The sequence below is a fragment of the Streptomyces sp. NPDC024698 genome (assembly GCF_055559015.1).
In genome coordinates, this window is record NZ_JBVHLK010000014.1 from 117,919 (window position 1) to 130,879 (window position 12,961).

Below are 12,961 nucleotides of genomic sequence, written 5' to 3' on the forward strand. Positions count from 1 at the left end.
CCGACCGCCGGACGGGTGAGGGCCACCGCTCGGTGGACAAAGATCGGGGCCCTACGGCCGAACGGGTGAATCCCGGGTGTGTGATGGCCGTGATCCGGGGCTCGGACCGCCGGAGAGCCCGGACGGCCGAAGAGCCCGGACCGTCGGAGGGTGGCCCACACGGCCGGCGGATCCGGACCGCTGGAGGTCCGAACGGCCGGAGATTCAGAACCGCCGGAGAGTTCGGAGCGCCGGAGGACTCGGAGGAGCCTCGGACGCCGACGGTTCCGCGGGTCCTGCGGGGCCTGGCTCCATGGGTCTCGCGGGGCCCGGTTCCGCAGGGCCCGGTTTCATGGGTCTCGCGGGGCCCGGTTCCGCAGGGCCCGGTTTCATGGGTCTCGCGGGGCCCGGTTCCGCAGGGCCCGCGGGGCCCGCTCTCGATCTGACCTCGGCGGTGATCAGCCCGGTTCCGGACGCTGCCGTCACGTCCGAGATCTGCCCCTCGACCTCGCACCGCACGAGCCGCGCTCTCTGCGCCAGGGCCACCCGTCCCGCGCGGGCGCAGGCCGCCGCTCCACCGTCGCTCCAGTGGTCCGCCGCGGCGAGGGCGGCCAGGTCCGCGGCCCCCGCCGCCCGGTGCCGCACCACGACGGCCTGCCCCATCGACAGCACCGCCCCGAAGACGGCGCACAGCACGGCGATCGCGCCCACCGTCCACACCGTCGCGGAACCTCTGTCGGAGGGCGCACACCCCCGCGCGCGGCGGCTCCTCCCGGCAAGTGACCAAGGCCATCGCCGAACCCACCGCCGATTCCGGCTCCTCATCTCCTGTCCACCCCCTCCCCCGTGTCCCCGACCGTCTCCTCCGCCAGCGCCACCGCCTCGTCCTTCAGGTCCAGGGACAGCGCCGCTGGACCGGGCGTCCTCGCACCGACCGTCACCCGGACCAGGTCGCCCTCCCGGCCCACCGTGACCTTCGCGCCGGACGGAGCCGCCCGGAGAGCCGTCGCCAGCACCACGTCCGGCGGGTCCTGGCGTGCGGCCGACCGGGCGCCCGCCCTCGCCGCGTCCACGCACTGGATCTGCGCGGACGCGGCGAGAAGGGCCCAGACGAGCGCCATCCCGACGAGCACCAGGGAAGGCAGCACCACGGCGGCCTCCGCGGTGACGAATCCCCCGTCTCCCGGCGGGGCGGGGCCGGCCCTCAACCGACCCCGCCACAAGCCGCGTTCACATCTGGACATTCAGTGCCCGCCCCACGATGCCCTGAAGCTCCTCACCGACCTGGCCGCTCGTCACCACCTTGTAGAGGGCCGCGGCGAACGCCACGGCCGCGATGACACCGACCGCGTACTCGGACGTGACCATCCCCGCGTCCTTCCGCGCCGCGATCGTCGCGAGCATCCAGGCCCGCGTCGCCCGCAACTGCGCACACCGTCGCCCTCGCCCACGGCGTAGCTCCTGCCCATTCCCTTGCCCACGTCCTCGCCCGTGTCCCGGCCGGAGCGCTCGCACCATCTCGTTCATGTCAACCTCCGTCAGATTCAGCCCTGTTGGCCACTTCGTCGCATCGCCGTCCACCGTCGCTGCTGATTGCCCGCTGCTCGCTGCCGCCCGTCACCCACCACCCCTTCGCATCAACCCGCCCGCCAAACCGATGACCACAGGGAGCACACCGATCGCCAGGAAGGCGGGCAGGAAGCACAGCCCCACCGGGGCGGTGACCATGACGGCCGCCCGGCGCGCCCGCGCCGTCGCGGTGCGCCCCCACTCGGCGCGAGCCTCGGCCGCGAGCCGCCCGACCGGCACAGCGGCCGGTACGCCCGAGTCACCCGCCCTCTCCAGCAGCCGCGCCAGACCCCTGGCGCCCGGAAGGGACGCCAACTTCCGCCAAGCGTCGACCGGTTCACCTCCGAGCCGCACTTCGGCGGCACCGCGGGCCAGCCGCTCACCCACCGGTCCACCCAGCGCCTCCCCCACGGCCTGGGCGGCCGCCACCGGGCTCGCCCCCGCGGCGATACAGGCGGCCACCAGGTCGGCGGCGAGAGGAAGTTGGCGGGCGGCCAGTGACACGTCGTACTCCTCAGGTGTCACGGGATCGCGTCGCCGAAGCCACCACCGGAGCCCGAGCCCGGCCGCCGCCCCGACCAGAACTCCGGCGAGACCGCCGATCAGGACCCAGCCGGCACACACCACACCGAGCAGAGGCAGCCATCGCCGGCCGTAGTCCCGTACCTCGTGGCGCCGTGGTGGCGGCGCCGGATCGGGGAGCAGCAGTTCGGCCAGCCGTCTGCGCACTTTCCGCGCCCGTCGCAGCGTTCCGAGCCAGCGGGCCGGCGAGCCGATCAGGAGGACTCCGCACACGAGTACCCCCAGCCTGTGGACAACTTCCGCGCTCATGCCACCTCCGCTCCTCGCGCGATCCGCAGCGCCCACCACAGCCCCACGCCCTCCAGCACTCCGCCGACGAGCAGGCAGCCAAGGCCCGGACCGGTGTGCAGCAGCACGTGCAGGGGGTCAGCGCCGAGCGCGGTGCCGAGCAGGAGACCGAGGACCGGCAGGCCCGCGAGCATGGAAGCCGTGGAGCGGGAACCCGCCAACTGGGCACGCATGTCGGCTCTTTGGTCGCGTTCTGCGCGCAGTGCCGCCTCCAGCCGGTCCAGTCCGGCCGCGAGCCCCGCACCCCGGTCCACGGCCACACGCCAGCAGGCGGCGAGCCCCACCAGTCCATCGGCGCCGGGCTGCCGTGCCGCCTCGGTGAGCGCACCCGGCACATCACCACCGAACCTCGCCGCGGCCAGTACCAACGGCTGAGCGTCCGCGAGGCCCTCCGAGTCGCGCGCGGCGGCCAACAGTGCCTCGCCGGGCTGACGTCCGGCTCGCACCTCACCGGCGAGAGCACCGCACAGGGCGATCACCGCGTCCCCTCGGCGCTCCCGCTCACGGCGCGCCTCCCCCTTCAGTCGCACCCGGCGCAGCAGGGGCATACCGGCGGCTCCGAGAAGGAGTGGCACGACCGACGTGCCCAGTACGGCGATCACTGTTCCGGCCACCAACGACCAGGCTTCGGGCCGCAGTCGCCCGCGCAGTCGCCGCCAGTCCACACGGGCCCGCTCCCACCGGAATGGTCCGGCCTCCACCCCGCCGCCGGCGAGCAGCGCCCTAGCTCTGCGCGCGCCCGAGCCGTACCCGCCGATCAGCCAGGCCGCGATCCCGGCAGAGGCCACCGCCGCCCCCGCGGGGGCGTCCGTCATCTCACCGATCCTCATCCCGCTCCCCGTTCGCATCCCGACGTCCGGACCCTGTCTGCGCTCCTGCGTCCACCGCCTCCGAAGGACCCCTCGCCCTCCACGGGTCCGGGTGGCCTTCCGCCGCCCCGAGCCCGATCGGCTCTCGACGCACCTCGGCCTCGATCCCGCGGCTCCCGACCCGCAGGAGCTCCCTGAGCCGCTCCCACCCCCGCTCGTACGCGAAGGCTTCCTCGCCCCACCGCAGCGCCGGCACCGTCACCACCAGTCCCGACGGATCGCGCTCCAGCACGTGCACTTCGGCGATCCGGCGCCGTCCGGCCCTGTCCCGCACAAGGTGCAGGACCACGGACAGCGCCGCCGCCAGCTGGCTGTGCAGTGCGGCCCTGTCCAGCCCGGCCGCGGTGCCCAGAGCCTCGAGCCGGGCCGGGACCTGTGCCGCCGCATTGGCGTGAAGAGTCCCCGAGCCGCCCTCGTGTCCCGTGTTCAGCGCGGCGAGCAGTGAGACGACCTCGGGACCGCGCACCTCGCCGACCACCAGTCGGTCCGGTCTCATCCGCAGGGCCTGCCGCACGAGATCCTGGAGCGAGACGAGTCCGACGCCTTCCTGGTTGGCGGGCCGCCCCTCCAGGCGCACCACATGCGGATGGTCGGGGCGCAGCTCGGCCGAGTCCTCGGCGAGCACGATCCGCTCCCCGGGACCCACCAGTCCCAGCAGCGCGCTCAGCAAGGTCGTCTTACCGGAGCCCGTGCCGCCGCTGATGAGGAACGACAACCGGGCGTCCAGCAGAGCTCTGAGCACCCGGTCGCCTCCGGGCGGCACCGTCCCCGCCGCGACCAGTTCGTCGAGGGTGAACGCACGCGGCCGTACGACCCGCAGGGACAGGCAGGTGGAGCCGACGGCGACCGGTGGCAGCACCGCGTGCAGACGGGTTCCGTCCGGCAGTCGGGCGTCCACCCAGGGGCGGGCGTCGTCGAGCCGTCGGCCCGCGACCGCCGCGAGGCGCTGCGCGAGACGTCGTACGGCTGCCGCGTCCGGGAAGGAGACGGAGGTCAGTTCCAGGCCGCCGCCGCGGTCCACCCAGACCCGGTCGGGCGCCGACACGAGCACGTCGGTCACCGACGGGTCGGCGAGCAGCGGTTCCAGCGGACCACTGCCGACCAGCTCGGAGCGCAATCGCTCGGCCGCGCCGAGGACTTCGGCGTCCCCGAGCACCCGCCCCTGTTCGCGCAGCGCCTGTGCCACGCGCGCGGGGGTCGGTTCGGATCCGCTCTCGGCCAGCCACTGCCGCACGCCGTCCAGCAGTCCCGCGCCTCCGTCCGGACCGCCCCTGAGCCCGTCCCACGCCTCCGTTTCCGCGGCAGCGGAGCCCACCGGACCGCCTCGTGCCTCCTCCCGCCGGGAGGGGTAGGACCACGGTCCCTCCCGCTCGTCGACACGACTGGACGAATGCCGTCCGGGCCCGTCCCGCGTGTCCCTCAGCCCGGACGAAGCTCGCTCGGGGCCGTCCCGGGTGTCCGTCCGCGCCGGGGAACGGTCCCTGGATGTGACCCGGTGCGCGGGTCCGGATCGGCCGTCGACTCCCACGCCGTGATCCGCGGCTCGACTCGTGTTCCAGGTCATACGCCCCCTCCTTCGACCGGAACCCGCTCCCAGAAGGCCGCGCAGAACCGGGACAGTGGCCCCTTGGCCACGCTCCCCGGTGGCGCCCCGCCGTCCAACGGGAAGGAATCCTCGGGCAGTTCGCCCACCAGGGGCAGATCCAGGAGGCGCGCGACCTCGCGGTCGTCGAGACCGGGCGCGCAGGGTCCGCGGACCACGATCCGAAGGTCGCGCAGGACCATGCCGACCACGGACGCCACCCGCCCGGCCGCCGCGATGGAGCGCAGGTCGGCGGGGACCACCAGCAGCCCCATGTCGAGCTGGGCGAGGATCTCGGCGACGCCCTCGTCGACGCGGCGGGGCAGGTCGACGACCACCGCGCCCCCGCGCCGTCTGGCGGCGGCCAGCACCGCGCGGACGGCTTGCGGAGGGACGGTGACCGTGTCGCTCCGGTCCCAGCTCAGCACCCGCAGAGCGTGCAGTCGGGGCAGGGACTCCTCCAGAGCGCCGCCGCCGACCCTGCCGCGGGACGCCGCGAACGCCGGCCAGCGCAGTCCCTCGGCCGCCTCTCCGCCGAGAAGTACGTCGAGTCCGCCTCCGAGAGGGTCCGCGTCCACGAGCAGGGTGCGCTTCCCCTCACGCGCCGAGGTGACGGCGAGAGCGCAGGCCAGCGTGGACGCCCCGGCCCCGCCGCGGCCGCCGATCACGCCGACGGTGAGCGCGGGCCGTCCGACTCCTTCGGCCACGTCGGCGATGCGGTCGACGAGCCATTGCTCGCCGTCCGGCAGCACCAGGACGTGATCGGCGCCGATCTCGACGGCACGCCGCCAGACCCCGGGATCGTCCTGGTCCCGGCCGACCAGGACCACTCCCCTTCTCCGCAGGGCGCCCCGGACGCGCCGTGCGGCGTCGTCGCCGACCAGGACGAGGGGTGCCGCCTCCCAGCTTCCCCTGCGTTCCGGAATCCCGTGATGGACCTCGGGCCGGGCGCCCGCCGCGGCGCACAGCCGCAAGAGGTCGTCGAGGAGATCGACGTCCTCGGTGACGATCAACGGTCCGCCCTGCCGCCCCTCGGCGGTGGGCGGCCGGTCATGGGTGATGGCTCCCGCCACGTTCTCCAGCCCCCTTCGCTGCTTCTGGCGCGGGGCCCTCCCGGACCCCGTGATTCCCGCTCGTGTGAAGTGCCGTCCAGCGGCCTCCATATGCACGGCCGATACGAACCGGCCGAACGCGTCCGACAAACGGAACCCGGCCGTGAACCGGCCGCGAACGGAGCGCGTGAGAATCACGGTGCAGCGATGCTGGAAATCGTGTGGATCTTGGTCGAAAACTGTGGACAACGCCGAGGCTGTGAATATCGCCTTCACGCATACCGGTGAACGGTCAACGGCTTCCGCAGAGCAGCCCGACGACTACTTACAGTGACGGATCATGAGGACACAAAAAACGCGGCCCCGACGGAGCCATGGAGGCTTCGGGGCCGCGCAGAAGTGGAGAAAACCCATCCGGACATGCGACGACCCCCGCCGGGGGGGAGAGCGGGGGTCGTCCCCACGGCCGACTCGGGGGGGGAGGAGTCGGACCGGGTTAGCACGGTCGCGAACGATCCGTGACTTCCATGGTGTACCCGAGAGCCCTCTCAGGCAAACCCACGCGCCTCACCTTACGCCGAATGGTGGGCCCTATGCTCAACCTCGTGGAAAACCACTCCTTGCCTCGTACAGCGGCCTTCTTCGACCTGGACAAGACGGTCATTGCGAAGTCGAGCACGCTCACCTTCAGCAAGTCGTTCTACCAAGGCGGACTGATCAACCGCAGGGCCGCCTTGCGTACCGCATACATCCAGTTCGTGTTCCTGGCGGGCGGCGCCGACCACGACCAGATGGAGCGGATGCGCAAGTACCTGTCCTCGATGTGCCGCGGCTGGAACGTCCAGCAGGTCAAGGAGATCGTCGCCGAGACGCTGCACGACCTCATCGACCCGATCATCTACGACGAGGCCGCGTCGCTCATCGAGCAGCACCACCAGGCCGGTCGGGACGTCGTGATCGTGTCCACCTCCGGCGCCGAGGTCGTGGAGCCGATCGGTGATCTGCTCGGCGCCGACCGCGTCGTGGCGACCCGCATGGTCGTCGGCGAGGACGGCTGCTTCACCGGAGAGGTGGAGTACTACGCCTACGGGCCGACGAAGGCGGAGGCGATCAAGGAGCTGGCCGCGTCCGAGGGATACGACCTGGCCCGCTGCTACGCCTACAGCGACTCGGCGACCGATCTGCCGATGCTGGAGTCCGTCGGGCACCCGCACGCAGTGAATCCGGACCGCGCGCTGCGTCGCGAGGCGGTCGCCCGCTCATGGCCGATCCTGGACTTCCACCGCCCGGTCCGGCTCAAGCAGCGGCTGCCCGCCCTGTCCGTGCCCCCTCGCCCCGCTCTCGTCGCGGCGGCCGCCATAGGGGCGGCGGCGGCCACGGCCGGGCTCGTCTGGTACGCCAGCCGCCGTCGCGCGGCGGCAGCGGTTTGAGATGTCACGCGCGCCGATTCCAATGGAGTCCATTTCTCACCCTTTTGAACCTAAAAGTAAAGAACTGGGGTGAGGGGTTTCGCTTCCTCCGAACCTGGAGTACAAAGGGTTTAACGGCCCGCGAGACCAAGGACATCCGCGAGGATCACCTTCAAACGCAATCAGGCCCCACGGACCGAGCATGAACATCGAGCACCCACGCGACGTCGACCCGTCGATTACGGGCCAGCCGCACCAGGTGACGGGCAGAAGATCCCGACCTGATGGGCATCATCTCGAGGACGCTTGGTACCCCGGTGAACATGCCAGCGGCGGTACGAGAACTCGTACCGCCGCAACCCTTTCCGGGCGATCCGCGTCCTCTACGCGGCGCCGCGCTGAAGCGCCTCGCAGACCGCGGCGGACTCCCTGGCTCCCAGCTCGACGGCCCGGCCGCAGTGCGCGATCCAGGCGGCCATCCCGTCCGGGGTGCCGGAGACATAGCCGTCCAGCGCCGCGAGATAGGCCGCGCGGCCCAGTTCCGCGTGACCGACCTCGGCCGGGCAGATGGACTTCGGGTCGAGACCGCTGCCGATCAGGACGATGCGCTCGGCGGCACGCGCGACGAGCCCGTTGTGGGAGCCGAAGGGACGCAGAGCGATCAGTTCGCCATGGACGACGGCCGCCGTGACCAGCGCCGGGGCCGAACCGCCCGCGATGATCAGCTGGGAGAGTCCCTCCAGACGGCCGGCGACCTCATCCGCGTCCGGCAGCGGCAGTTCCACCAGCGGCTCGTCGGCCTTCTCACCCTCCCGCCGCGGCCGACCCGCCGCGTCGCCGCGGTCGGCCGCCGCCACCAGATGGAGCCGTGCCAGCACACGCAGGGGCGACTGCCGCCAGATGGACAGGAGCTGGCCCGCCTCGGCGGTCAGCCGCAGGGCGGCGCCGACCGTGCGGTCCTCCTCCCCCACGCTGAAGTCGGTACGCCGACGGACCTCTTCGAGAGCCCAGTCGGCACCGGACAGCGCCGCGGAACCACGGGCCCCGCGCAGCGCCGCCTCGGACGTGATCTCGTTGCCGCGCCGCCGCATGATCCGGTGTCCGTAGACCCGGTCCACCGCCTTGCGTACGGACTCCACGGAATCGGCCACCCCGGGAAGGGAACCGAGGGCCGCGAGCGGATCGGTGGCCGCACCTGTCGTACTCATGAGTACGACATTACGCACCTCGGGCACACGCCCCACGAAGGAGTGGTCTTCTTCACGCGGCGCGGGCACGTGGAGCGACGATCGCACTACTCTTGGTGAACATGAAAATTGCTTTCGTCGGGAAGGGCGGCAGCGGCAAGACCACCTTGTCCTCGCTCTTCATCCGCCACCTCGCCGCCGCGGGGGCACCTGTCGTCGCCGTCGACGCCGACATCAACCAGCATCTGGGGGCCGCGCTCGGGCTCGAAGAGACGGAGGCCGCGGCGCTCCCCGCGATGGGCGAGCGGCTGCCGCTCATCAAGGACTACCTGCGCGGTTCCAACCCGCGCATCGCGTCCGCCGAGACGATGATCAAGACGACCCCGCCCGGGGAGGGCTCCCGTCTGCTGCGTGTCGGTGAGACCAATCCGGTGTACGACGCCTGCGCCCGGCCGGTGGAACTCGACGGCGGCGTCATCCGTTTGATGGTCACCGGCCCGTTCACCGAGGCCGATGTGGGGGTGGCTTGCTACCACTCCAAGACCGGTGCCGTGGAGCTCTGCCTGAACCATCTCGTCGACGGCCCGAGCGAGTACGTCGTCGTCGACATGACGGCGGGCTCCGATTCCTTCGCATCCGGCTTGTTCACCCGCTTCGACATCACCTTCCTTGTCGCCGAACCGACCCGCAAGGGAGTCTCCGTCTACCGCCAGTACAAGGAGTACGCCCGCGACTTCGGCATCACCCTCAAGGTCGTCGGCAACAAGGTGCAGAACGAGGACGACATCGACTTCCTGCGCGCGGAGGTGGGTGACGACCTCCTGGTCACCGTCGGGCACTCGGACTGGGTGCGCGCCATGGAGAAGGGCCGCCCGCCCCGGTTCGACGCCCTGGAGGAGCCCAACCGGCGCTCCCTGCACGCCTTGCGGGCCGCCGCCGACGCCACGTACGAACTGCGGGACTGGGAGCGGTACACGCGCCAGATGGTGCAGTTCCATCTGAAGAACGCCTCCGGCTGGGGCAACGCCAAGACCGGGGTGGACCTGACCGGGCAGATCGACCCCGGTTTCGTACTCGGCGAAAGCCCGATGGCCACCGCTTGAGGGACCGCCGACGATCAGCACCGCTTCGGGCCGAGTGACAACCGGCCCGAAGCGCCGCCGGCCGGCCATACCGCCGCCCGCCCACGCGGCAGGCCCGCCCGCTTCCCCGGCGTCTCCTTCGTATCGCGCTCACCCTGCCGGGGACGCTGCCGCCGTCCGCGCCGCCGGCGAGCGCCATGGCGCGGGCCGCCGCGACGGCCATTCCGCCGCGATCCTCCGGGTGACGGACATGTTCCGCCCTCCTCCTCCTTCTGCTTCTCCTCCTTCTCCTCGGTCGGGCGGTACGGGTCAGGACGCCGGCGCGGTTCGCGGAGATACGCGTCCGCGCACCGGCGACGCCGCCGAGGCGTCACGGAGCCGAGAAGGAATAAGTGGGACCAGCCGACTGAAAGCCCACTTCACCCCAGGGGGTGAATTGATGACCTATTCGCCCCTATTTTCGACATCAAGCCTTTACTCTGCATTACGATCCGTTTACCGAGTGTTGAAAATCCCGCCGCTGCACGCCGTGACCCACGGCCGCGACCCGCCCCCCGCCACCACGGACGGGGGATCACCTGTTCCGCGACCGCGCTGCCCCGGAGGAGACGGGAACCATGTCCGCCTGCGTCCCCACCCGCGCCACCGACCCGACTCGGCCCGCGCCGGTACACCAGCCCCTCAGCCCCCCGCCGACCCCGCCCCGGCGCTTCCGTGTCGCGGGCGCCGATCTGTCCGCCTCGATCGCGGTCTTCCTAATCGCCCTCCCCCTGTCCCTCGGCATCGCCCTCGCCACCGGCGCGCCGCTCCAGGCGGGGCTTGTCGCCGCCGCCGCCGGCGGACTGGTCGCGGGACGGCTCGGCGGCTCACCGCTCCAGGTGAGCGGACCGGCGGCCGGGCTCACCGTCGTCACGGCCGAGCTCATCCAGCACTACGGCTGGCGCGCGACCTGCGCCATCACCGTGCTCGCCGGAATCGCCCAACTCGGCCTCGGCTGCCTGCGCGTGGCCCGTACGGCCCTGGCCGTCAGCCCCGCCATCGTGCACGGCATGCTCGCCGGAATCGGGGTGACCATCGCCGTCGCCCAGCTGCACATCGTGCTGGGCGGCATCCCGCAGAGCTCCGTCCTCGACAACCTCGTCGCACTGCCGGACCAGGTGGCCCGCATGCACGCGGCGGCGGTGTCGATGAGCGCCCTGACCTTGGTGCTGCTGTTCGCCTGGCCGCGCCTGCCCGGACGGACCGGGCAGATGCTGCGCAAGGTCCCCGCCGCGCTGGTAGCCGTCGCCGGAGCCACCCTGACCGCCTCCCTCGCCGGACTCACGCTGCCGAGGGTCGAACTGCCGTCCTGGAGCAGCCACGCGCTCGCCGGGCTGCCCGAGGGCCCGGTGCTCGGCGTCGCCGCCGCCGTCCTCACCGTGACACTGGTGTGCAGCGTGCAGTCGCTGCTCGGAGCGGTCGCCGTGGACAAGCTGGTGAGCGGGCGCCCGGAGCTCCAGGGTCGCGTGGGCCGTTCCCGCCTCGACCGGGAACTGCTCGGGCAGGGCGCCGCCAACGTCGTCTCCGGCGCGCTCGGCGGACTGCCCGTCGCCGGCGTCGCCGTGCGAAGTTCCGCGAATGTGAAAGCGGGTGCCGTCAGTCGGAACTCCACGATCCTGCACGGCGTTTTCGTAGTGATTGCCGCGCTGCTGATGGTCCCGATCCTGGAGCTGATCCCCCTCGCATCGCTCGCCGCCCTGGTGATGGCCGTCGGCATCCAGATGGTGTCCCTGCACCACATCCGCACGGTCACCCGTCACCGCGAAATGCTGGTGTACGTCGTCACCACGCTCGGCGTCGTCTTCCTCGGAGTCCTCGAAGGCGTGGCCCTGGGGGTCGCCGTGGCCGTCGGTGTCGCCCTGCACCGCCTCGGCCGCACCCGCATCACGCACGAAGAGAGGGAAGGAGTCCATCACGTCCATGTACGAGGCCAGTTGACGTTCCTCGCGGTGCCCCGGCTCAGCCGCACCCTGCACCTGGTGCCCCGGGGGGCGGACGCCGTCGTGCGGTTGGACGGCTCGTTCATGGACCACGCCGCGTACGAGTCGCTTCAGGACTGGCAGAGCGTCCACGTCGCCCAAGGCGGCACGGTCGACCTCGGCGGAAGAAAGGGAACACGGATCGCCGAACCCGTGGACTCCGGACACTGCCGCTGCCGGCCCTGGACACCCTGGCGCAACCACCAGTGCGACGCCGCCGCAGAACAGGGGACCCCGCCCGCGGACACGTTCTCGGACCGACAGGAGGAGACCATCGAGGCCAGACCGAGCGGACATCAACTGGCGCGCGGAATCAGCGCGTTCCAGCGCAACACCGCACCCCTGGTGCGCGACGAACTGGCCCGGCTGGCCCGGGAAGGACAGCAGCCGTCCCAGCTGTTCCTGACCTGTGCCGACTCCCGGCTCGTCACCTCGATGATCACATCCAGTGGTCCGGGCGACCTCTTCGTCGTACGGAACGTCGGCAACCTCGTGCCGCTGCCCGGAAAGGAGAGCGGGGACGACTCGGTGGCGGCCGCCATCGAGTACGCGGTGGACGTACTGAAGGTGCGGTCCATCACCGTGTGCGGGCACTCCGGGTGCGGGGCCATGCAGGCGCTGCTGGCGTCCGAGCCCGGAGGGGCGCTCACACCGCTCAAGCGATGGCTGCGGCACGGGCAGCCGAGTCTGGACCGGATGGCCGCCGACGACAGACCGTGGGCGGGGATCGCCGGACGGGCGCCCGCCGACGCGGTGGAGCAGCTCTGCCTGACCAACGTGGTGCAGCAACTCGAGCACCTGCGGGCCCATGAGTCCGTGGCGCGGGCCCTGCGGGAGGGCGTGCTCGAGCTGCAAGGGATGTACTTCCACGTCGGGGAGGCCCAGGCGTATCTGCTGGCCGAGACCGACGGGACCGAACTGTTCGATCACGTGGGCGCGTTCGATCATGCGGGCGCGGCAGGGGAGCTGCGGCATCCCGTGTGATCGGGCGGTGGTGCGCGGTCCTGGTCGGCGGGACCGTGCACCACGTACGACGTCCGTTGCCGGAACCCCGCTGTCGGAACGTCGGTCCACCACTGACGAAGAGCCTCCGCTGTCGGAGCTTCTGTCCCCTCCGCTGAAGAACGGCCTCCCCTTTCCGAGTTTCAGAGCTTCAGGCCCGGTCCGGGTTCACTCTCGCGGGCCTGCGAGAGTGAACCCGGTGGCCGGTACGTACGTGCCACAGGGGGAGCCCCCGTGCGGAGGCATGTGGTCTCGTGAAGGGTGAAGGGGCCCTGTCGCGGGATACGGGGATGCCGCGTGGGCCGTGAGCGGAACGAGGACGACCCAGGCATAGGTCTAAAC

11 protein-coding genes are annotated in these 12,961 nt (G+C 71.8%); 3 read left to right on the forward strand and 8 right to left on the reverse strand.

Translation table 11 applies throughout. The features are described 5' to 3' along the window. Positions 1 to 204 precede the first annotated feature (204 nt). The 7 genes from ACZ4AA_RS26865 to ssd form a co-directional block, all read right to left on the reverse strand. Positions 205 to 804 (reverse strand): Rv3654c family TadE-like protein, encoded by a 600-nt coding sequence (locus ACZ4AA_RS26865; protein ID WP_467608096.1) that lies wholly within the window; start codon positions 802 to 804, stop codon positions 205 to 207. Beyond that, positions 801 to 1,223 carry a TadE family type IV pilus minor pilin gene (locus ACZ4AA_RS26870; RefSeq protein ID WP_467608100.1) on the reverse strand — a complete coding sequence of 141 codons (423 nt, stop codon included), beginning with the start codon at positions 1,221 to 1,223 and terminating at the stop codon, positions 801 to 803. Before ACZ4AA_RS26870 ends, ACZ4AA_RS26865 begins: the two co-directional genes overlap by 4 nt. Then, the gene (locus tag ACZ4AA_RS26875) at positions 1,210 to 1,383 is read right to left on the reverse strand and encodes a DUF4244 domain-containing protein (RefSeq protein WP_467608325.1); all 174 of its coding nucleotides are present in this window, start codon (positions 1,381 to 1,383) and stop codon (positions 1,210 to 1,212) included. The genes ACZ4AA_RS26870 and ACZ4AA_RS26875 overlap by 14 nt, the downstream gene beginning before the upstream one ends. A gap of 213 nt (positions 1,384 to 1,596) precedes the next feature. Next, complete coding sequence (locus ACZ4AA_RS26880; RefSeq protein WP_467608105.1) at positions 1,597 to 2,379, reverse strand: type II secretion system F family protein; 783 nt, start codon at positions 2,377 to 2,379, stop codon at positions 1,597 to 1,599. Then, a complete protein-coding gene (locus ACZ4AA_RS26885; RefSeq protein ID WP_467608107.1) occupies positions 2,376 to 3,233 on the reverse strand; it encodes a type II secretion system F family protein in 858 nt (285 codons plus the stop codon). The genes ACZ4AA_RS26880 and ACZ4AA_RS26885 overlap by 4 nt, the downstream gene beginning before the upstream one ends. Position 3,234: 1 nt before the next feature. Beyond that, positions 3,235 to 4,602 carry a TadA family conjugal transfer-associated ATPase gene (locus ACZ4AA_RS26890; protein ID WP_467608113.1) on the reverse strand — a complete coding sequence of 456 codons (1,368 nt, stop codon included), beginning with the start codon at positions 4,600 to 4,602 and terminating at the stop codon, positions 3,235 to 3,237. Positions 4,603 to 4,847: 245 nt separating this feature from the next. Then, complete coding sequence (gene ssd / locus ACZ4AA_RS26895; RefSeq protein ID WP_467608117.1) at positions 4,848 to 5,942, reverse strand: septum site-determining protein Ssd; 1,095 nt, start codon at positions 5,940 to 5,942, stop codon at positions 4,848 to 4,850. Positions 5,943 to 6,514: 572 nt separating this feature from the next. On the opposite strand from ssd, the gene ACZ4AA_RS26900 reads away from it, so the two are divergent. Beyond that, on the forward strand, positions 6,515 to 7,351 hold the full coding sequence (locus tag ACZ4AA_RS26900) for an HAD family hydrolase (RefSeq protein ID WP_467608121.1): 837 nt from the start codon (positions 6,515 to 6,517) through the stop codon (positions 7,349 to 7,351). A gap of 362 nt (positions 7,352 to 7,713) precedes the next feature. Here ACZ4AA_RS26900 and ACZ4AA_RS26905 read toward each other — a convergent pair whose 3' ends face one another. Next, the gene (locus ACZ4AA_RS26905; RefSeq protein ID WP_467608124.1) at positions 7,714 to 8,538 is read right to left on the reverse strand and encodes a Fic family protein; all 825 of its coding nucleotides are present in this window, start codon (positions 8,536 to 8,538) and stop codon (positions 7,714 to 7,716) included. A 101-nt stretch (positions 8,539 to 8,639) separates the two neighbouring features. On the opposite strand from ACZ4AA_RS26905, the gene ACZ4AA_RS26910 reads away from it, so the two are divergent. Beyond that, positions 8,640 to 9,620, forward strand: coding sequence for an ATP-binding protein (locus tag ACZ4AA_RS26910; RefSeq protein ID WP_467608126.1), 981 nt, complete (start codon positions 8,640 to 8,642; stop codon positions 9,618 to 9,620). A gap of 596 nt (positions 9,621 to 10,216) precedes the next feature. Beyond that, positions 10,217 to 12,601: a SulP family inorganic anion transporter gene (locus ACZ4AA_RS26915; RefSeq protein WP_467608128.1), complete on the forward strand. Its 2,385-nt coding sequence runs from the start codon at positions 10,217 to 10,219 to the stop codon at positions 12,599 to 12,601. Positions 12,602 to 12,961 lie beyond the last annotated feature (360 nt).

Excerpts from the sequence above, each read along its gene's own strand:
- ACZ4AA_RS26865 (WP_467608096.1), bottom strand. The coding sequence starts at position 804 with ATGAGGAGCCGGAATCGGCGGTGGGTTCGGCGATGGCCTTGGTCACTT.
- ACZ4AA_RS26870 (WP_467608100.1), bottom strand. The coding sequence starts at position 1,223 with ATGTCCAGATGTGAACGCGGCTTGTGGCGGGGTCGGTTGAGGGCCGGC.
- ACZ4AA_RS26875 (WP_467608325.1), bottom strand. The coding sequence starts at position 1,383 with ATGCTCGCGACGATCGCGGCGCGGAAGGACGCGGGGATGGTCACGTCC.
- ACZ4AA_RS26880 (WP_467608105.1), bottom strand. The coding sequence starts at position 2,379 with ATGAGCGCGGAAGTTGTCCACAGGCTGGGGGTACTCGTGTGCGGAGTC.
- ACZ4AA_RS26885 (WP_467608107.1), bottom strand. The coding sequence starts at position 3,233 with ATGACGGACGCCCCCGCGGGGGCGGCGGTGGCCTCTGCCGGGATCGCG.
- ACZ4AA_RS26900 (WP_467608121.1), top strand. The coding sequence starts at position 6,515 with ATGCTCAACCTCGTGGAAAACCACTCCTTGCCTCGTACAGCGGCCTTC.
- ACZ4AA_RS26905 (WP_467608124.1), bottom strand. The coding sequence starts at position 8,538 with ATGAGTACGACAGGTGCGGCCACCGATCCGCTCGCGGCCCTCGGTTCC.
- ACZ4AA_RS26910 (WP_467608126.1), top strand. The coding sequence starts at position 8,640 with ATGAAAATTGCTTTCGTCGGGAAGGGCGGCAGCGGCAAGACCACCTTG.
- ACZ4AA_RS26915 (WP_467608128.1), top strand. The coding sequence starts at position 10,217 with ATGTCCGCCTGCGTCCCCACCCGCGCCACCGACCCGACTCGGCCCGCG.